Genomic DNA, 19,420 nt, shown 5'->3' on the forward strand with positions numbered 1-19,420 from the left:
GTGAACGCCGTGTGACCGGACGGCGCCGCAAAACGTGATCTCTTCCTGACCGCGTCGCCCTTCCCTCCGAGGTCCCCACCGGTAGGGTCGACAAGGCAGGAGGTGACGCACATGTCGTCCATGGACAGTGGTACAGGACCCGCCGGGAGCTCGCGCGACGCGCTCGAGTCCCAGGTGCGTTTTCTCGAGGCCGAGGTCGCCGACCTCCGCCGCCGGCTGAGCGAGTCGCCCGGCTCGCACCGCGGGCTCGAGCTGCGGCTCGCAGACACCCAGCGCTCGCTCGCGGCCACCACCGCGCAGAACGAGCGGCTGGCCGGCACGCTCCGCGAGGCGCGCGACCAGATCATGAAGCTCAAGGAGGAGGTCGACCGGCTGGCGCAGCCGCCTGCCGGCTTCGGCACCTTCCTCGCCCGGCACGAGGACGACTCGGTCGACGTGTTCACCGGGGGCCGCAAGCTGCGCGTCACCGTGAGCCCGGCCGTCGACCTCGACGCCCTGCAGCGGGGACAGGAGGTCATGCTCAACGAGGCGCTCAACGTCGTCGAGGCGCTCGAGTTCGAGCAGGTCGGCGAGGTCGTGATGTTCAAGGAGCTGCTCGCCGACGGCGACCGCGTCCTGGTCATCGCCAACGCCGACGAGGAGCGGGTCGTGCGGCTGGCCGAGCCGCTGCGCGAGATCACCCTGCGCGCCGGTGACTCGCTGCTGCTGGACTCACGGGCCGGCTACGTCTACGAGCGGGTGCCCAAGAGCGAGGTCGAGGAGCTCGTCCTCGAGGAGGTCCCCGACATCGCCTACGAGTCCATCGGTGGTCTCGGTGGCCAGATCGAGCAGATCCAGGACGCCGTCGAGCTGCCCTACCTGCACCCCGAGCTGTTCACCGAGCACCAGCTCAAGCCGCCCAAGGGCGTGCTGCTCTACGGCCCGCCGGGCTGCGGCAAGACGCTGATCGCCAAGGCGGTCGCCAACTCGCTGGCCAAGAAGGTCGCTGCGCGCACGGGGGCCGAGGGCAAGTCCTACTTCCTCAACATCAAGGGCCCCGAGCTGCTCAACAAGTACGTGGGCGAGACCGAGCGGCACATCCGCCTGGTCTTCCAGCGGGCGCGCGAGAAGGCCTCGCAGGGCACGCCGGTCATCGTCTTCTTCGACGAGATGGACTCCCTGTTCCGCACCCGCGGCTCGGGCGTCTCCTCCGACGTCGAGAACACCATCGTCCCGCAGCTGCTCAGCGAGATCGACGGCGTCGAGACCCTGGAGAACGTGCTGGTGATCGGTGCGTCCAACCGCGAGGACATGATCGACCCCGCGATCCTGCGGCCGGGCCGACTCGACGTGAAGATCAAGATCGAGCGGCCCGACGCCGAGTCGGCCCGCGACATCTTCTCCAAGTACCTGCTGCCCTCGCTGCCGCTGCACGCCGACGACCTCGCCGAGTTCGGCGAGGACCGCGACGCCTGCGTGGCCGGCATGATCCAGGCGACGGTGGAGCGGATGTACACCGAGACCGAGGAGAACCGGTTCCTCGAGGTCACCTACGCCAACGGCGACAAGGAGGTCCTGTACTTCAAGGACTTCAACTCGGGCGCGATGATCCAGAACATCGTCGACCGCGCCAAGAAGATGGCGATCAAGGACTGGCTGGACCACCAGCAGAAGGGCCTGCGGGTCCAGCACCTGCTGCAGGCGTGCGTCGACGAGTTCAAGGAGAACGAGGACCTCCCGAACACCACCAACCCCGACGACTGGGCGCGGATCTCGGGCAAGAAGGGCGAGCGGATCGTCTTCATCCGCACGCTGATCACCGGCAAGCAGGGCACCGAGCCGGGCCGGTCCATCGAGACCGCCAGCAACACCGGCCAGTACCTGTAGCGGCCACACCTGCACGACCACTCCCGGTCCGGTCCACCTCGGTGGGCCGGACCGGACTCGTCTCCGTGCGCTGGGGGTGTCGTCGGACGTGACGAGGGCCACCGGGGGGTACCGTCCCCGCATCGGGCCGGACCGGCCCGCCCAACGGAGAAGAAGAGGTAACACCCATGAAGTGGCTCATCATCATTCTCGTCGTCCTGGCCATCATCTTCCTGGCCCAGCGGGTGCTCTCCAAGCGCTGAGACCCACGCGGCACGGGCGCGTCGGTGACGACGCGTAGGCTCGTGCCATGAGCGTCCGCCGGGTCATGGGCACCGAGATCGAGTACGGCATCTCGGTGCAGGGGCAACCGCTGGCCAACCCCATGGTCGCCAGCTCCCAGGTGGTCAACGCCTACGCGTCGGCCACCGTCCGGGCCCGGCGGGCGCGCTGGGACTTCGAGGAGGAGTCCCCGCTGCGCGACGCGCGCGGCTTCGACATGTCGCGCCGGGTCGCCGACCCGAGCCAGCTCACCGACGAGGACCTCGGCCTGGCCAACGTGATCCTCACCAACGGGGCGCGGCTCTACGTCGACCACGCGCACCCGGAGTTCTCCACCCCCGAGGTCACCACCCCGCTCGACATCGTCACCTGGGACAAGGCCGGCGAGCAGGTCATGCTCGACGCCGCCCGGCGGGCCGCGGTGATGCCGGGGGGCGCGCCGATCGTGCTGTACAAGAACAACACCGACAACAAGGGCGCCTCCTACGGCGCGCACGAGAACTACCTGATGCGACGCTCGACGCCGTTCGCCGAGATCGTCACCCACCTCACGCCGTTCTTCGTCAGCCGCCAGGTCTTCACCGGCGCCGGCCGCGTCGGCATCGGCCAGGAGGGGCGCGAGAAGGGCTTCCAGATCAGCCAGCGCGCCGACTTCTTCGAGGTCGAGGTGGGGCTCGAGACCACGCTCAAGCGGCCGATCATCAACACCCGCGACGAGCCGCACGCCGACCCCGAGAAGTACCGGCGCCTGCACGTGATCATCGGCGACGCCAATCTCGCCGAGATCAGCACCTACCTCAAGGTCGGCACCACCGCGCTCGTGCTGGCGATGATCGAGGACCGCTTCATCGACCGCCAGCTCTCCGTGGAGGGCCCCGTGGCCGCCCTGCGCGCGGTCTCCCACGACCCCACGCTCACCCACCAGGTCACGCTCACCGACGGCCGTCGGCTCACCGCTGTCCAGCTGCAGCTGGAGTACCTCGACCTCGCCCGCAAGTTCGTCGAGGACCGCTACGGGTCCGACGCCGACGCGCAGACCCTCGACGTGCTCGCACGCTGGGAGTCGGTGCTCGACCGGCTCGAGCGCGACCCGATGCTGCTGGCCGAGGAGCTCGACTGGGTGGCCAAGCTCAAGCTGCTCGAGCAGTACCGGCAGCGCGACTCCCTGGAGTGGAGCGACGCCAAGCTGCAGCTGATCGACCTGCAGTACTCCGACATCCGACCCGAGAAGGGCCTCTACCACCGGCTGGTGGGGATGGGGCGGATGCAGCGCCTGCTCGACGACCCCACGGTCGAGGCCGCCATGCACGACCCGCCGGACGACACCCGCGCCTACTTCCGCGGGCGCTGCCTGGAGAAGTACGCCGAGCACGTGGCCGCGGCCTCCTGGGACTCGGTGATCTTCGACCTGCCGGGGCGCGAGTCGCTGCAGCGGGTGCCCACGATCGACCCGTTGCGCGGCAGCCGCACCCACGTGGGCGACCTGCTCGACCGCTGCGACACCGCCGAGCAGCTGTTCACCGCGCTCACCCGCTGACCCGTCGGCCCCTCGGGGGCGTGCCACGACGCAGGACCGCTCCCCGGTGTACCCGGGTGCGGATAGGGTCGGGTCATGGCACAGGAGCAGAAGCAGCCGCGCAAGTCCTCCGAGGAGGAGGAGAGCGTCGAGACCGCGCCCGAGACCGACGTCGCGGAGCGCAAGGAAGCCCTCGACGGCGACATCGACGCGATCCTCGACGAGATCGACGACGTCCTGGAGACCAACGCCGAGGACTTCGTGAAGTCGTTCATCCAGAAGGGCGGGGAGTGACCCGGTGACCGACGCGCGGCTCCCGGCGGCCTTCACGGCGTCGGGCTCCTCCTTCCACGACTTCCTCGCCGCCCACCAGCCCGACCTGCTGCCCAGCACGCGCTCGCTCGGGCCGGCCGGGTCCGGTACGTCGGCGGGTGACCTCGCCCCCCACGGCACGACGATCGTGGCCGCCACCTTCCCCGGCGGCGTCGTCATCTCCGGTGACCGACGGGCCACCATGGGCAACGTGATCGCCCAGCGCGACATCGAGAAGGTCTTCCCCGCCGATGAGTTCTCCGCGGTCGGCATCGCCGGCACCGCGGGCATCGCCGTGGAGATGGTGCGGCTCTTCCAGGTCGAGCTCGAGCACTACGAGAAGATCGAGGGCAGCACGCTCAGCCTCGACGGCAAGGCCAACCGGCTCGCCACCCTGATCCGCGGCAACCTCGGCATGGCCATGCAGGGGCTCGCGGTCGTGCCGCTCTTCGCCGGCTTCGACCTCGACGCCGGCCAGGGCCGGATCTTCAGCTACGACGTCACGGGTGGCCGCTACGAGGAGACCGCGTTCTTCTCGGTCGGCTCGGGCTCGCTGTTCGCCAAGGGCTCGCTGAAGAAGCTCTACCGCGAGGACCTGTCGGAGGAGGAGGCCGTCACGGTCACCATCCAGGCCCTCTACGACGCCGCCGACGACGACTCGGCCACCGGCGGCCCCGACCTGACCCGCCGGATCTTCCCGGTGGTGCGGGTCATCACCGCCGCGGGCGGCCGGCGCCTCACCGACGACGACGTCGCCCAGGTGGCCGACCGGGTGATCGCCGGACGGATGACCCGCCCCGACGGCCCCGGCGCCCCCTTGCTCGGCGGCACCACCACGGGAGGTGAGCGCTGATGAGCGCCCCGTTCTACGTCTCGCCCGAGCAGCTGATGAAGGACCGGGCCGACTTCGCGCGCAAGGGCATCGGCCGCGGCCGGTCCCTGGTCGCCGTCCAGTACGCCGACGGCGTGCTGTTCGTGACCGAGAATCCCTCGCAGGCGCTGCACAAGGTCAGCGAGATCTACGACCGCATCGCGTTCGCGGCCGTCGGGCGCTACAACGAGTTCGAGAACCTGCGCATCGCCGGGGTGCGTCTGGCCGACATGCGCGGCTACGCCTACGACCGGCGCGACGTGACCGGCCGCGGCCTGGCCAACGCCTACGCACAGACCCTCGGCACGATCTTCTCCTCCGGCGGCGAGAAGCCCTACGAGGTGGAGCTGTTCGTGGCCGAGGTCGGCGAGGTCGCCTCCCAGGACCAGATCTACCGGCTCACCTACGAGGGCCGGGTGGGCGACGAGCACGGCTACGCCGTCATGGGCGGCGACGCCGAGACCGTCGAGGCCCACCTCAAGGAGCACTACCGCGAGGGCGCGACGCTCGAGCAGGCGCTCCAGGTGGCGGTCGCGGCCCTGGGCCACACCCAGACCGAGGACCGCGTGATCGCCACCGACGACCTCGAGGTGGCCGTGCTGGACCGCACCCGCTCCCAGCCCCGCAAGTTCGCCCGGATCGTCCCGGCACGCCTGCAGGCGCTGCTCGGCGAGCGGGGCGCCACCTCCAGCGGGCCGGGCGGCGCCGCCGACGGCCCCGACGGGCCGGCCACGGACGCCTCCGACGACGCGCCGGTGGCACCCCCCGGCTGACCCGCCGGCCCGGGGGGTTTGGTGCGGGTGAGGAGGGGCAGGGTCGGCTGTCACGTCAGCACCGGCGTGACGTCCGGCTCGACCACATCCCCAGGAGTCCTTATGCAGATCCGTCGCCTGCTCGCCACCAGCGCCGCCGTCGCCCTGACCAGCACCGCGCTCGGTACCGTCGCCACCTCGGCGGGTGCCGCCGCGCCCGAATCCGCAGCCGCCTCGGTCAGCGCCGCCGCCAAGGGCTGCGTCACCAAGGCCGAGTACCGCAAGGTCAAGAAGGGCATGACCAAGACCAAGGTGCACAAGATCTTCGGCACCTCCGGCAAGCTCGTCACGCGCCAGTCCCTCGGCAACGGGCAGGTCCTCGAGGCGCGCGGCTACCAGACCTGCGGCTCGCGCCCGGGCGGCGTGGGCATCAGCTTCCTGAAGAAGGGCAAGCAGAGCCCGAAGGTCGCCGAGAAGGCCGGCCAGTTCTGATCGGCCCGCACGGCGCCGTTCCGGCAGCCGCGTGATGACGGGACGCACCCCCGACCGGGGGTGCGTCCCGTAGGCTCGCCACGTGGACCGCCGCATCTTCGGGATCGAGAACGAGTACGGGGTCACCTGCACGTTCAAGGGGCAGCGCCGGCTGAGTCCCGACGAGGTGGCCCGCTACCTCTTCCGCAAGGTGGTCAGCTGGGGCCGCAGCAGCAACGTCTTCCTGCGCAACGGGGCCCGGCTCTACCTCGACGTCGGCAGCCACCCCGAGTACGCCACCCCCGAGTGCGACGACATCCGCGAGCTCGTGGCCCACGACAAGGCGGGGGAGCGGGTCCTCGAGGGGCTCCTCCTCGACGCCGAGCAGCGGCTGCACGACGAGGGCATCGCGGGCGAGATCTACCTGTTCAAGAACAACACCGACTCGGCCGGCAACTCCTACGGCTGCCACGAGAACTACCTCGTCAGCCGCAACGGTGAGTTCTCCCGCCTGGCCGACGTGCTCATCCCCTTCCTGGTCACCCGCCAGATCCTGGTGGGTGCCGGCAAGGTCTCCCAGAGTCCGCGCGGCGCCTCCTACTCGGTCAGCCAGCGTGCCGAGCACATCTGGGAGGGCGTCAGCAGCGCCACCACGCGCAGCCGCCCGATCATCAACACCCGCGACGAGCCGCACGCCGACGCCGAGAAGTACCGCCGCCTGCACGTGATCGTGGGCGACTCCAACATGAGCGAGACGACCACCCTGCTCAAGGTGGCCTCCTGCGACCTCGTGCTGCGGATGATCGAGGAGGGCGTGGTGATGCGCGACCTCACGATGGAGAACCCCATCCGCGCCATCCGCGAGATCTCCCACGACGTCACCGGCCGCCGCAAGGTCCGCCTGGCCAACGGCCGCGAGGCCTCCGCGCTCGACATCCAGGGCGAGTACCTGGCCAAGGCCCGCGACTTCGTCGACCGGCGCGGCATCAGCACACCGGTCATCGAGCAGGCGCTCGACCTGTGGGAGCGCGGCCTGAAGGCGGTCGAGTCCGACGACCTGGGGCTCGTCGACCGTGAGCTCGACTGGGTGATCAAGTGGAAGCTCATCGACCGCTACCGCGCCAAGCACGGGCTGCCGCTCGGACACCCGCGCATCGCCCAGCTGGACCTCGCCTACCACGACATCCACCGCAACCGCGGGCTCTACTACCTGCTCGAGAAGCGGGGCGCCGTCGCCCGCGCCACGACCGACCTGAAGATCTTCGAGGCCAAGACCGTGCCGCCGCAGAGCACCCGGGCCCGGCTGCGCGGGGAGTTCATCCGTCGCGCCCAGGAGCGGCGTCGCGACTTCACCGTCGACTGGGTCCACCTCAAGCTCAACGACCAGGCCCAGCGCACCGTGCTGTGCAAGGACCCCTTCCGTGCCTACGACGAGCGGGTGCAGCGCCTCATCGACGGCATGTGACACCCCCGCCAGCCACCTGTCAGCCGCCTCTCAGCACCCCCTTGTAGGGTGACCCGGCGGCATGGCCCCGAGCCCGACGCCGCCCGTACGCTGACCAGCCGTCGCCCCGCAAGAAAGTTGATCCCGTGCTCCGAGGCTCCCGCCTGCGCCGTCCGGCCCTGTTCCTCGCCGTCACCGCACTGACCGCCGGCCTGAGCGCCTGCGGTGGCGACGTCGTCACCGCGGGCGAGCCCGCGGCCGAGGGCCTCGACGCCGTCACCATCAGCGGCGACGTCGGCAAGGCGCCCCAGGTGGAGTTCTCCGAGCGGATGGACGCCGACGGCGTCGAGACCGAGACCCTCGTGGAGGGCGACGGTGCAGAGGTCGAGGACGGGGACTGGATCGAGGCGAACGTCGCCAGCTACAACGGCTTCGACGGGCAGCAGATCTCCACCACCTACGGCAAGGGCGGCGGCGGTGCGCAGGTGCTGCAGATCAGCGCCGAGGACCCCCGCTTCGAGGGCCTGATCGGCACCACCATCGGCTCGCGGGTGGTCGTGGTCGGCACGAGCAACGACTTCTTCGGCCAGGACGGCCTGGGCGGTACCCAGCTGGGTGTCGGCAACACCGACTCGGTGCTGTACGTCGTCGACGTGATGCGCGAGGCCGAGGTGACCGAGGGCCCCGACTGGTTCCCCACGATCATCTCCGGCAAGGGCGACCCGCAGTTCCTCGACTTCACCGAGACCCCCGAGCCGTCCGGCGAGCTCCAGGTCGAGACCCTCACCGAGGGTGACGGCCGCCCGGTCACCGAGGGCGACGACGTCAGGATCAACTACCTCGGCCAGACCGCCACCGGCCCCGGTCCGTTCGACGAGAACTACACCCAGCCCGAGCCGCAGCCCAGCCCGGTCACCCAGTTCGTGCCGGGCTTCACCCAGGCGATCGTGGGCCAGCGCATCGGCAGCCGCGTCGTCGTCGCCATCCCGCCCGACCTCGGCTACGGCGAGGCCGGCAACCCCCAGGCCGGCATCACCGGCACCGACACGCTCTACTTCGTCATCGACGTCCTCGGTGCCGCGCCCTCCCAGGCCGGTGGCCAGGGTGGCGCGGGTGGCGACGGCGCGGGCGACGCCGCTCCGCAGTAGCCACCTGGCAGGATCGGCGTCATGACCGCCATGACGAGCGAGAAGAGCGAGCGCCTGCTCAACCTGCTCATCATGCTGCTCGTCCAGCGCCAGTACGTGGGCAAGGAGCGCATCCGGCGGCTGCTGTACGCCGACTCCACTCCCGACGCGTTCGAGAAGATGTTCGAGCGCGACAAGGAGGAGCTGCGCAGCCTGGGCGTGCCGATCGAGGTGGGCACGGCCGACAAGTACTTCGACGACGAGGTCGGCTACCGGGTGCTGCCCGACAGCTTCGCCCTCCCCGCCATCGAGCTGCGGCCCGACGAGGCGGCCGTCGTCGGCCTGGCCACCCGGGTCTGGGAGCACGCCACGCTGGCCAAGGCCACCACCGAGGCGGTGCGCAAGCTGGCCGCCGCCGGCCTCGACGTCGACCCCAGCGCCCTCGACATCGCCCAGCCCCGCCTGGCCGCCGACGAGCCGGCGTTCGAGGTGTTCTGGCAGGCGGTCTGCGAGCGGGTCCCGCTGCGCTTCGACTACCGGCGCCCCGGCGAGCAGCAGGCCACGACCCGACACCTGCAGCCCTGGGGCGTCACCCGCTATGGGGGCCGCTGGTACGCCGTGGGCCACGACACCGACCGCGACGGCGAGCGCGTCTTCCGGCTCTCACGGGTGGAGGGCAAGGTCCACGCCGACGGCCCGGCCGGCTCCTACGAGGTGCCGGACTCCGTGGACCCGCGGGAGGTGGCGCGTCGCCTGGCACCGGGTCGCTCCAGCGAGCCCGCCGTCCTGCTGGTGCGCAGCGGCGCCGCGTGGCCGCTGCGTCGCGCCGCCGACGAGGTGCACCCCGGGGTCGCCGGTCCGGACGGCTCGACGGACTGGGACCGACTGGTGCTCACCTCACGCCCGGTGGGCCTGGCCGAGGAGGTCCTGGGCTTCGGCGCCGACGTGGTGGTGGTCGAGCCCGTCGGCGTCCGCGCGGAGGTGGTCGAGCGGCTGCGTGGGCTGGGCGCGGCTCCCGCCAGCACCGGCGAGCTGGCCGGAGGGCGGCCGTGAGCGGCGTCGGTGGCGCCCGCGAGCAGGTGGCCCGCCTGCTGACCCTGGTGCCGTTGCTGCACGTGCACGGGCAGATGCGACTCGGCGACGCTGCGCAGACGCTCGGTGTCAGCCCCGAGCAGCTGCTCAAGGACCTGCGGGTGCTGTTCCTCGTCGGCCTGCCCGGCGGCTACCCCGACGACCTCATCGACGTGGACCTGGAGGCCATCGAGGCCGAGGACGGTGCCGCCGTGGCCGAGGGGATGGTGCGGGTCTCCAACGCCGAGTACCTGGCGCGGCCCCTGCGGCTCACCGCCACCGAGGCGACCGCCGTCATCGTGGCGCTGCGGGCGCTGCGCGAGACCGCAGACTCCGAGACCCGTGAGGTGGTCGACCGGGCGCTGGCGGCGTTGGAGGCCGCGGCGGCGGCCGGGCCGGGGGCGGGGCGTGTGGACCCGGGCACCGAGGACGGCGAGCTCGCGCTCACCGCCCTGGCCGACCGGCTGCGCGACGCCGCCGAGCGGGGCCGGCAGGTGCGGCTGACCTACTACGTCCCGGCTCGCGACGAGCGCTCCGAGAGGGTCGTGGACCCGCACCGGGTGCGCACCCACGACGGCGTGGGCTACCTCGAGGCCTGGTGCCACAGCGCCGGGGCACCCCGGCTCTTCCGGCTCGACCGGGTGCACGAGGCCCGCGTGCTCGACACGCCGGTGCAGACCGAGCCGACCGAGCCGCGCGACCTCGCGGCCGGCTTCTTCGACCGCGCCGAGGGGCTGGAGCAGGTGACCCTGCGCCTGGCGCCGCCCGCCCACTGGGTGACCGAGTACTACGCCGTGGAGTCGGTCCGGCCCCAGCCCGACGGCGACGTCGAGGTCGACCTGCTCATCAGCGACCGTCGCTGGGTCACCCGGCTCCTCCTGAGGTTGGCGCCCCACGCGCGCGTCGTCTCACCCGTCGACCTCGCCGACCGTCTGGCGGCGACGGCGAGCGCCGCCCTGGACCTCTACTCCTGACCACTCAGGATGCGTGCGTACGATGGACCTCGGAGTTCGATCAGAGTCACATCACACCTGTTCTCGAGCTGAGAGGCCGACATGAACATCAACCCGATGCTGGGCATGCCCCAGGGGGCGGAGTGGCTGGTCATCCTGGCCGTCGTCATCCTGATCTTCGGTGCGTCCAAGCTGCCCGAGCTGGCACGCGGCACCGGCCAGGCGCTGAAGATCTTCAAGAACGAGACCAAGGGTCTGCGCGACGACGACAAGGACGAGTCGAGCACGGCGACCCTGCCGCCGACCTCCGAGCTGCCGGCCGCGCCCGTCGACCCGGCGGCACCCGTCACTCCCGCTGCACCGCCTGCTCCCGAGCAGCGCCGCGACACGACCCCCTGACGGCGGCCCGACCCCGTGGCGTTGTCGGGCGTCGTCCGGATGTTCGTCGGCAAGCCCCACCACCCGGTGGGCGCCGACGGCCGGATGGCCCTCTCGGACCACCTGCGCGAGCTGCGCGCACGCATCCTCAAGTGCGTGGTGTTCATCGTCGCGGGTTTCGCGATCTCGCTGGTCTTCTTCGAGGCGTTGCTCGACCTGGTGCAGGGGCCCTACCTGGCCGCCCAGGACCAGCTGCCCGACGGCTCCACCCAGGCCACGACCTCGGGTGCCGGTGGCGGTCTGCTGCTCTACCTGAAGCTCTGCGGGCTGGCCTCCATCGTGCTGACCTCCCCGCTGTGGCTCTACCAGATCTGGGCCTTCATCGTCCCGGGTCTGCACGCGCGGGAGAAGAAGTGGACGCGCGTCTTCGCCGCAGTCGCCGGTCCGCTCTTCCTGGTCGGCGTCTGGCTGGGCTACGTCACCCTGCCCAAGGGTCTGGAGATCCTGATCGGGTTCAACCCCGACGACGTGGTCAACCTGGTCGACTTCAACGACTACCTGACCTTCTTCAGCCGCACCCTCGTGGTCTTCGGCATCGCCTTCGAGATCCCGCTGTTCGTGGTGATGCTCAACCTCGCGGGGGTCGTCAGCGGCAAGGCGCTGGCCACCCACCGGGCGTGGATCATCGTGGGCACCTTCATCTTCGCGGCCATCGCGACCCCCTCGGCGGACCCGTTCACGATGACCTTCATGGCCGTCCCCATGGTGCTGCTGTTCCTGATCTCGGAGCAGATCGCCAAGGTCAACGACCGGCGTCGCGCCCGGCGCCGCGCCGAGCTGCTGGCCGGCGTCGACCAGTGACGCCGTCCCTCCGGTGAGCCCCGGCCCCTCGCCGGTGGAGCCGGTGGACCCCTTCGACCTCCCGGACTGGCTCGGCACCGACGCGGTCACCTGGACCGCGGAGTCGGTGCTGCGCGGTGAGCACCGCGTGCAGGGCTGCCTGGGCGAGAGCGGGGGGCAGCGGCTGCCCTGCGACCTGCTCGCGGTCGACGAGGCCTTCCCCCAGCCGGTGGCCGACGACGCGACCCGGCACGCGGCGCACCAGGCGTGGCGCCACGGCCAGGTGCACCTGGGCCGTCGTGACGGGCGGCTGGTGCTGCTGGTGCCGGGCACCTGCTTCACCGCGGACCGCCTGCTCGACGCCGTGGGCCGCCTGGCCCGGGCGGTGGGGGCCTCGCCGGACCGCTACGCCGCCCACCTGCGCATCGGCGGCTGAACCGGCCCCCGGTCCGGCTGCGCCACGTCCGTCGGGGCGTCGGTGCCGACTACTACGCTCCACCCCGTGACCCTGCCGCCACGCTCCGTCGCCCTGCTCACCAACCCGACCGCCGGCAAGGGTCGCGGCGCCCGGTACGGGGTGGCGGCCTCGGCGGTGCTGCGCGAGGCGGGTGTCTCGGTGCGGGCGTTGGTGGGCCGCGACGCCGACGAGGCGCTCGACCTGGCGCGCGACGCCGTCGCGGACGGCGTCGACGCGCTCGTGGTCTGCGGCGGCGACGGGCTGGTCAACCTGGCGCTGCAGGTCGTGGCGGGCACCGGCCTGCCGCTCGGCGTCATCCCCGCGGGCACCGGCAACGACGTCGCCCGCTACGTGGACCTGCCCCGCAACGACCCCGCGGCCGCCGCCCGTCGCGTCGTCGCCGGCGTCACCCGCACCCTCGACCTCGCCCGCACCCAGGGCCGATGGTTCGCCACGGTGATGGCCGCGGGGTTCGACGCCGTGGTCAACGAGCGCGCCAACACGATGCGCTGGCCCCGGGGCCAGATGCGCTACAACCTGGCCACCCTGGCCGAGCTGCCGGCCTTCGCACCGCGGCCCTACGTGCTCGACCTCGACGGTCGCGAGGTGCGGCTCGACGCCACGCTCGTGGCGGTGGGCAACGGGCCCTCCTTCGGGGGTGGCCTGCGCATCACCGAGGGCGCCGTGCTCGACGACGGTCTGCTCGACGTCGTCGTCATCAAGCCGCTCACCCGGCGCCAGCTGGTGCGCACCTATCCCAAGCTGTTCGCCGGCACCCACACCACCCATCCCGCCTACGAGCACCACCGGGTGCGTACCGTGACGGTGGCGGCCCCCGGCATCGTGGGCTACGCCGACGGCGAGCGCTTCGCGCCGCTGCCCCTGACCATCGAGTGCGTCCCAGGAGCCCTGATCCTGCTGTCGTGAGCACCTCCGAGACCAGCCCCGAGCCCAGCCCCGAGCCCAGTGCGGCCGAGCGCTACGCCGCCTACCGCCGCGGGCGCAGCCACCCCGTGCTGCGCGACTTCACCGCGGGCTACGAGTTCGCGCTCGACGACTTCCAGCTGCGCGCGTGCCGCGAGATCGAGGAGGGCCGCGGCGTGCTGGTGGCCGCACCCACCGGCTCCGGCAAGACCGTGGTGGGGGAGTTCGCCGTCCACCTGGCGCTGGCCGGCGGCACCAAGTGCTTCTACACCACGCCCATCAAGGCACTGAGCAACCAGAAGTACGCCGACCTGGTGGCGCGCCACGGGCCCGACCAGGTCGGCCTGCTCACCGGCGACAACGTGGTCAACAGCGAGGCGCCGGTGGTGGTGATGACCACCGAGGTGCTGCGCAACATGCTCTACGCCGGCTCCCGGACGCTCGCGGGCCTCAGCCACGTGGTGATGGACGAGGTGCACTACCTCGCCGACCGTGCCCGGGGCGCCGTCTGGGAGGAGGTGATCATCCACCTGCCCGAGTCGGTCACGCTGGTCTCGCTCTCGGCCACGGTCTCCAACGCCGAGGAGTTCGGCGAGTGGCTGGCCACCGTGCGCGGCGAGACCACCACGATCGTGGAGGAGCGGCGTCCGGTGCCGCTCTACCAGCACGTGATGGTGGGTCGTCGCCTGCTCGACCTGTTCGCCTCCTCCGACGTCGACGCCGCCGCGGGGTTCGTCAAGGAGGGTGCTCCGGTCAACGGCGAGCTGCTCAAGGTCGCGCGCGACGACTGGGCCGCCACCAAGATCCGCGACCGACGCTCGCCGCGGGGCCAGCGCGGTGGACGGGGCGGCCAGGGTGGACAGGGCGGCCCGCGGCAGGTGGGCAACGGCCGCCGGGTGTGGATCCCCAGCCGCGCCGACGTCATCGACCGCCTCGACCGCGAGGGCCTGCTGCCCGCCATCGTGTTCATCTTCAGCCGGGTGGGCTGCGACGCGGCGGTGCAGCAGTGCCTGTCCGCCGGCGTGCGGCTCACCACGCCCGAGGAGCGCGACGCCGTCTACGAGATGGTCGAGGAGCGCTGCGCCGACCTGCCGCTCGAGGACCGGCACGTGCTGGGCTACCACGACTTCCTCGACGGGCTGACCCGCGGGCTGGCGGCGCACCACGCCGGCATGCTGCCGGCGTTCAAGTCGATCGTCGAGGAGCTGTACCTGCGCGGCCTGTGCAAGGTCGTCTTCGCCACCGAGACCCTGGCGCTGGGCATCAACATGCCCGCGCGCACCGTGGTGATCGAGAAGCTCTCGAAGTGGAACGGCGAGACCCACGCCGACATCACGCCGGGGGAGTACACCCAGCTCACCGGGCGCGCGGGCCGCCGCGGGCTCGACGTCGAGGGACACGGCGTCGTGCTCTGGCAACCGGGCATGAACCCCAGCGAGGTGGCCGGTCTGGCCTCCACCCGCACCTACCCGCTGCGCTCCTCCTTCCGCCCCTCCTACAACATGGCCGTGAACCTGGTGCACCAGTTCGGTCGCGCGCGCTCGCGCGAGCTGCTGGAGCAGTCCTTCGCCCAGTTCCAGGCCGACAAGGCCGTGGTGGGTCTGGCCCGCCAGGCGGCGAAGGCCGAGGACGCGCTCGACGGGTACGCCGAGGCCGCCACCTGCCACCTGGGTGACTTCATGGAGTACGCCGGGCTGCGCCAACGCATCTCCGAGCTCGAGAAGGGTGCCAGTCGCAGCCGTCGCGCCGACCGGCGCCAGGAGGCGGTCGACTCGCTGGCCCGGCTCAAGCCCGGCGACGTCATCAAGGTGCCTGCCGGCAAGTTCGCCGGCTACGCCGTCGTCGTCGACCCCGGCTTCAGCGAGGAAGGCCCGCGGCCCTACGTCGTCACGGCCGAGCGGCAGGCGCGGCGCCTGGCGATGATCGACTTCCCCGTGCCGGTCGAGGCGCTGACCACCGTGCGGGTGCCGCGCAACTTCAACGGCCGCAACCCCCAGATGCGCCGCGACCTGGCCTCGACGCTGCGCGAGCGCACCCACGGCCTGGTGGACCCACCGCCCTCGCGGGCGGCTCGCTCGGGCGCGGCCCCCGATCCCGAGGACGCCGAGGTGGCGCGCCTGCGCGCCGAGATGAAGGCGCACCCCTGCCACGGCTGCGCCGATCGTGAGGACCACGCCCGGTGGGCCGAGCGCTGGCACAAGCTGCGCCGCGACACCGACACGCTCCAGCGCCGCATCGAGCGCCGCACCAACACCGTGGCGCGCCAGTTCGACCGGGTGTGCGAGGTGCTCGGCGCGCTGGAGTACCTGGTCGACGACGAGGTGACCCCGCGCGGGGCGTACCTGCGCCGGATCTACTCCGAGATGGACCTGCTGGCCGCCGAGTCGCTGCGCGCGGGCCTGTGGGAGGGGCTCTCGGCGTCCGAGCTGGCGGCCGTGCTGTCGGTGCTCGTCTACGAGGCACGCCGGCCCGACGACGTCTCCGCACCGCGCGTGCCCGGTGGCCGGGTGCGCGAGGTGCTCACCGAGATGACCCGGCTCTGGCAGCACCTCGACGAGCTCGAGCGTGCCCACCACCTGGACTTCCTGCGCCGACCCGACCCGGGGTTCAGCTGGATGGCCTACCGGTGGGCCGAGGGCGACGACCTCGACGAGCTGCTGGGCGACTCCGACCTCTCGGCCGGTGACTTCGTGCGGCAGGTCAAGCAGCTGGTCGACCTCGCGGGCCAGGTGGCCGACGCGGCGGGCGACTCCCCGGTGCGCGCCACGGCACGCGAGGCGGCCCGGCGGCTGCGTCGCGGGGTGGTGGAGTACAGCTCGCTCGCGGAGTGAGCGTGACCGGGCGCGGGCCCGGTTCCGGAGGCGCCAGGGCGGGTCAGCCGGCGACGGCGTCGGCGACGGCCTGGCCCACCGGCACGTCGCCACCCACCAGGTTCCACTGGTGCCCGATGGTGGCGGGGGCGTCGAGCACGGCCGCCAGCACGGCGGCGACGTCGGCCCGCGTGACCTCCGCGCGCGGCACCTCGGCGCCCAGGGCGACGAGCCCGGTGGGCTCGTCGTCGGTGAGGGCACCGGGACGGATGATCGTCCAGTCGAGCTCGCTGGCGCGCAGGGCGGCGTCGGCGTCGCGCTTGGCCTCCACGTAGGCGCGCCACACCGGCTCGGTGTCGTCGGCCACCGGCTCGTCGACGTTGATCGCCGAGAGCTGCACGAAGCGTCGGATGCCGGCCTGGCGGGCGCCCTCGATCGACTTCAGGGAGCCCTCGAGGTCGACGGTGCGCTTGCGCTCGATGTTGCCGTCGGCGCCTCCGCCGGCGGCGAAGACCACCGCCTCGCAGCCCGCGAAGGACTCCGCGAACGCGGCGGCGTCCTGCTGCTCGATGTCGAGCAGGCGCAGCTCGGCCCCGCGGGCCTCCACGTCGGCGCGGTGGTCCTCCGTGCGCACCAGCGCGACCGGCTGGTGCCCGGCCTGGCCCAGGATGGAGAGCAGGTGCAGGGCCACCTGGCCGTGACCTCCGACGACAGCGATACGAGTCATGCCCTCAACCTACGAGAGTCGTGGTGAGTCGCTCCGCGGGACTCTCCAGTCCCCACTGCTCGGCCAGGGCGACCACCCGGTCGGGCTCACGCGGGGTGCGTGGCAGCTCGAGGGCCGTCCGGTCGAGGTCGATCTCACGGGCGACGGCGACGACGGTGGGCGCGACCTCGAGGTAGTCGAGCGCCGCGAGGATCTTGCGCCGCGGGCCCGGCGCCATCTCCGACCCGTCGTCGGTGGCCGCGGCGATGATGCCGGCCAGGTCGCCGTGCGCCGCCAGCAGCGAGGCCGCCGTCTTCTCACCGACCCCGGCCACGCCCGGCAGGCCGTCACTGGTGTCGCCGCGCATCGTCGCGAAGTCGGCGTACTGACCCGCCTCCACCCCGTACTTCTCCCGCACCCAGGCCTCGTCGACACGCTCGTGGCGGCCCACCCCGCGGGCGATGTAGAGCACGCGCACCTGCGCGGCGTCGTCGACCAGCTGGAAGAGGTCGCGGTCGCCGGTGACGATGTCGACCGGCATGCCGGCACCGGTGGCGAGCGTGCCGATCACGTCGTCGGCCTCGTAGCCGGCGGCGCCGATGACGGTGATGCCGAACGCGTCGAGCACCTCGCGGATGATCGGCACCTGCAGCTCGAGCGGGTCCGGCACCTCCTCGACGTCGGGCCCGGCCGGCACCTCCTCCACGACACGGTGGCTCTTGTACGTCGGCACCAGGTCGACACGCCACTGCGGGCGCCAGTCGTCGTCCCAGCAGCACACCAGGTGCGTGGGTCGGTACTCGTCCACCAGACGGCTGATGAAGTCCATCAGCCCGCGCACCGCGTTGACGTTGGTGCCGTCGGGAGCACTGATCTCGGGGACGCCGAAGAACGCGCGGAAGTACATCGAGGCGGTGTCGAGGAGCATCAGGCGGTCGGGCCGGGCGCTGCCGGTCTGCGGGCTGGTCACGCCCGGCATCCTGCCACGCGGGCAGGACCGGGGCCGGGGTCGCGCGCGGCTACCCTGGGCGCGTGAGCCAGCCCTCCGCGCCGCCGGGTGACCTCGACCCTCGCGACCGCCGGATCCTCGAGCTGCTCGCGCGCGACGGCCGGATGAGCTTCACCGACCTGGGCCGCAGCACCGAGCTCTCCACCTCCGCGGTGCACCAGCGGGTCAAGCGCCTCGAGCAGCGCGGTCTGATCCAGGGGTACGGAGCGACGGTCAACCACGAGGGCATCGGGCTGCCGCTGACGGCGTTCATCTCGATCCGCCCCATCGACCCCTCCCAGCCCGACGACTCACCCGAGCGCCTGCGCGCCATCGGTGAGATCGAGTCGTGCTGGTCGGTCGCCGGCGAGGAGTCCTACATCCTCAAGGTGCGCGTCGCCACGCCCACCGACCTCGAGGACCTGCTCGCCCGCATCCGCGCCGCCGCCAACGTCTCCACCCGCACCACCATCGTGCTCTCCACGCCCTACGAGAACCGGCCTGTCACGGGGGAGTGACGCCGCGCTGCGGCGCGGCGCCGGTTGCAGGTGGCCGTGGATTTACCCGGTCGACCGGGTACTCCCGAGCTTGTCGGGCAACGCGTCGGGCGACAAGCTGCACAACAGACCGACCAGTCGCCCGGCCGGCCGCCGCGGATCAGGCGGCGTCGAGGAGTCCCAGCGCCCGGCGCACGCGCGCCGCCGTCGTCACGGGTGTCCCGAGGTGCGACCAGCCGACGCGCAGGCAGGTCCAGCCGGTCAGCTCGCAGATGCGATTCTGCCGGTCCCGCTCGCGCAGCAGGTACTCCTCCAACGACTCACCGGGTCGGCGGTGGCGCAGGTACTTCTCCTTGCCGTCGAACTCCACGAAGACGCCCAGTTCCGGCCACGCGAAGTCCACACGGTAGGACTTTCCCGTCAGGGGGTCGAAGACCTCGTGGTTGAGGGTCGGGGGCGGGACTCGCTGAGTCCAGAAGAGGTAGCGCATCCGTGACTCTCCGACGGACTCGGAGCGCCCGTCGGCCAGGCGCAGCACGAGGTCGGTGCGCAGGGAGTGCGGCCACTGGCTCATCCGGGCGTACCGGGCGCGCAGCTTCTCCGGCGTCGTCAACCCGTGGTGCAGCAGGTAGTCGAGCTCGACGAGAGCGTGCTCCAGATCGAGCGCTGTCGTCAGCTCGAGTGCCGTGCGTGTCGCGCTGACGACCGGGACGCCGTGGCGCTCCTCGACGTCGCCCTCGACAAGGACGCCGCGATGCTGGTGGACGCCGGCCGCACGGCGTCCCGTACGCCCGTCGACCCGGGTGAGGTCCACCTCTCGCAGCGAGACGTCCCAGAGTGGAGAGCCCCACTCGTGGGCAGCGCTCACGTGGCTCAGGACCACGTCCGTGTCAGCTTGGCGCAGGGCAGCCCGGCACAGGATGCCGTAACGGGTGCGCTCGTCCGCGGACAGCCACGTTGGTCCGAGGTGGTACGCGCCGTGGCGCACTCGAACCCACTCGCCGCTGCGGACGGCACGTGCGATGGCAGGGTCGTTGTAGCCGAGCTCCTCGGCCTCACGACGCAGGAAGACCCCGTGCTGGTCGCACAGGAAGGCGAGGGCCGGATCCATGTGAAGGATCCTGAGGTGGGTTCGGGGTCGTCACAACCGGCTATCCACAGGGGCGCTGGCGGCCC

At 71.9% G+C, this 19,420-nt stretch carries 19 protein-coding genes; 16 read left to right on the forward strand and 3 right to left on the reverse strand.

Going from position 1 to position 19,420, the window contains the following annotated elements; translation table 11 throughout:
- Positions 1-111: 111 nt before the first annotated feature.
- From arc to ABD948_RS16425, 15 genes are all read left to right on the forward strand, one after another.
- On the forward strand, positions 112-1,866 hold the full coding sequence (gene arc, locus ABD948_RS16355; protein ID WP_345267742.1) for a proteasome ATPase: 1,755 nt from the start codon (positions 112-114) through the stop codon (positions 1,864-1,866).
- Between the two features lie 289 nt (positions 1,867-2,155).
- Positions 2,156-3,664: a depupylase/deamidase Dop gene (gene dop, locus ABD948_RS16360; protein ID WP_345267744.1), complete on the forward strand. Its 1,509-nt coding sequence runs from the start codon at positions 2,156-2,158 to the stop codon at positions 3,662-3,664.
- A 75-nt stretch (positions 3,665-3,739) separates the two neighbouring features.
- A complete protein-coding gene (locus tag ABD948_RS16365) occupies positions 3,740-3,937 on the forward strand; it encodes a ubiquitin-like protein Pup (RefSeq protein ID WP_345267746.1) in 198 nt (65 codons plus the stop codon).
- Positions 3,938-3,941: 4 nt separating this feature from the next.
- Positions 3,942-4,808 (forward strand): proteasome subunit beta, encoded by an 867-nt coding sequence (prcB, locus tag ABD948_RS16370; protein WP_345267748.1) that lies wholly within the window; start codon positions 3,942-3,944, stop codon positions 4,806-4,808.
- Entirely contained in the window at positions 4,808-5,599 is a 792-nt protein-coding gene (prcA, locus tag ABD948_RS16375; protein WP_345267750.1) for a proteasome subunit alpha, read from the forward strand. Before prcB ends, prcA begins: the two co-directional genes overlap by 1 nt.
- Before the next feature lie 102 nt (positions 5,600-5,701).
- A complete protein-coding gene (locus tag ABD948_RS16380; RefSeq protein ID WP_345267752.1) occupies positions 5,702-6,070 on the forward strand; it encodes a hypothetical protein in 369 nt (122 codons plus the stop codon).
- Between the two features lie 82 nt (positions 6,071-6,152).
- A complete protein-coding gene (gene pafA / locus ABD948_RS16385; protein WP_345267755.1) occupies positions 6,153-7,514 on the forward strand; it encodes a Pup--protein ligase in 1,362 nt (453 codons plus the stop codon).
- A gap of 125 nt (positions 7,515-7,639) precedes the next feature.
- Positions 7,640-8,641 (forward strand): FKBP-type peptidyl-prolyl cis-trans isomerase, encoded by a 1,002-nt coding sequence (locus ABD948_RS16390; protein WP_345267757.1) that lies wholly within the window; start codon positions 7,640-7,642, stop codon positions 8,639-8,641.
- Between the two features lie 21 nt (positions 8,642-8,662).
- On the forward strand, positions 8,663-9,673 hold the full coding sequence (locus tag ABD948_RS16395; RefSeq protein ID WP_345267759.1) for a helix-turn-helix transcriptional regulator: 1,011 nt from the start codon (positions 8,663-8,665) through the stop codon (positions 9,671-9,673).
- Positions 9,670-10,665: a helix-turn-helix transcriptional regulator gene (locus ABD948_RS16400; protein WP_345267761.1), complete on the forward strand. Its 996-nt coding sequence runs from the start codon at positions 9,670-9,672 to the stop codon at positions 10,663-10,665. Before ABD948_RS16395 ends, ABD948_RS16400 begins: the two co-directional genes overlap by 4 nt.
- 81 nt (positions 10,666-10,746) lie before the next feature.
- Entirely contained in the window at positions 10,747-11,043 is a 297-nt protein-coding gene (tatA, locus tag ABD948_RS16405; protein WP_345267763.1) for a twin-arginine translocase TatA/TatE family subunit, read from the forward strand.
- Positions 11,044-11,058: 15 nt separating this feature from the next.
- The gene (tatC, locus tag ABD948_RS16410) at positions 11,059-11,883 is read left to right on the forward strand and encodes a twin-arginine translocase subunit TatC (protein ID WP_345267765.1); all 825 of its coding nucleotides are present in this window, start codon (positions 11,059-11,061) and stop codon (positions 11,881-11,883) included.
- 13 nt (positions 11,884-11,896) lie between these two features.
- Positions 11,897-12,298 (forward strand): hypothetical protein, encoded by a 402-nt coding sequence (locus ABD948_RS16415; protein WP_345267766.1) that lies wholly within the window; start codon positions 11,897-11,899, stop codon positions 12,296-12,298.
- 66 nt (positions 12,299-12,364) lie between these two features.
- Positions 12,365-13,246, forward strand: a complete 882-nt coding sequence (locus tag ABD948_RS16420) for a diacylglycerol kinase (protein WP_345267767.1) — start codon at positions 12,365-12,367, stop codon at positions 13,244-13,246.
- Entirely contained in the window at positions 13,243-16,074 is a 2,832-nt protein-coding gene (locus ABD948_RS16425) for a DEAD/DEAH box helicase (protein ID WP_345267769.1), read from the forward strand. Before ABD948_RS16420 ends, ABD948_RS16425 begins: the two co-directional genes overlap by 4 nt.
- Before the next feature lie 43 nt (positions 16,075-16,117).
- On the opposite strand, the gene ABD948_RS16430 is transcribed toward ABD948_RS16425, so the two are convergent.
- Both ABD948_RS16430 and ABD948_RS16435 read right to left on the reverse strand, forming a co-directional pair.
- Positions 16,118-16,780 (reverse strand): SDR family oxidoreductase, encoded by a 663-nt coding sequence (locus ABD948_RS16430; protein ID WP_345267772.1) that lies wholly within the window; start codon positions 16,778-16,780, stop codon positions 16,118-16,120.
- Positions 16,781-16,784: 4 nt separating this feature from the next.
- Positions 16,785-17,687, reverse strand: coding sequence for a 5'-3' exonuclease (locus ABD948_RS16435; protein WP_345268040.1), 903 nt, complete (start codon positions 17,685-17,687; stop codon positions 16,785-16,787).
- A 104-nt stretch (positions 17,688-17,791) separates the two neighbouring features.
- On the opposite strand from ABD948_RS16435, the gene ABD948_RS16440 reads away from it, so the two are divergent.
- Positions 17,792-18,265, forward strand: a complete 474-nt coding sequence (locus tag ABD948_RS16440) for an Lrp/AsnC family transcriptional regulator (RefSeq protein ID WP_345267775.1) — start codon at positions 17,792-17,794, stop codon at positions 18,263-18,265.
- Positions 18,266-18,404: 139 nt separating this feature from the next.
- Here ABD948_RS16440 and ABD948_RS16445 read toward each other — a convergent pair whose 3' ends face one another.
- Complete coding sequence (locus ABD948_RS16445) at positions 18,405-19,355, reverse strand: type IV toxin-antitoxin system AbiEi family antitoxin domain-containing protein (RefSeq protein ID WP_345267777.1); 951 nt, start codon at positions 19,353-19,355, stop codon at positions 18,405-18,407.
- Positions 19,356-19,420 lie beyond the last annotated feature (65 nt).

The organism is Nocardioides nanhaiensis (assembly GCF_039542785.1).
Taxonomy (GTDB): domain Bacteria; phylum Actinomycetota; class Actinomycetes; order Propionibacteriales; family Nocardioidaceae; genus Nocardioides; species Nocardioides nanhaiensis.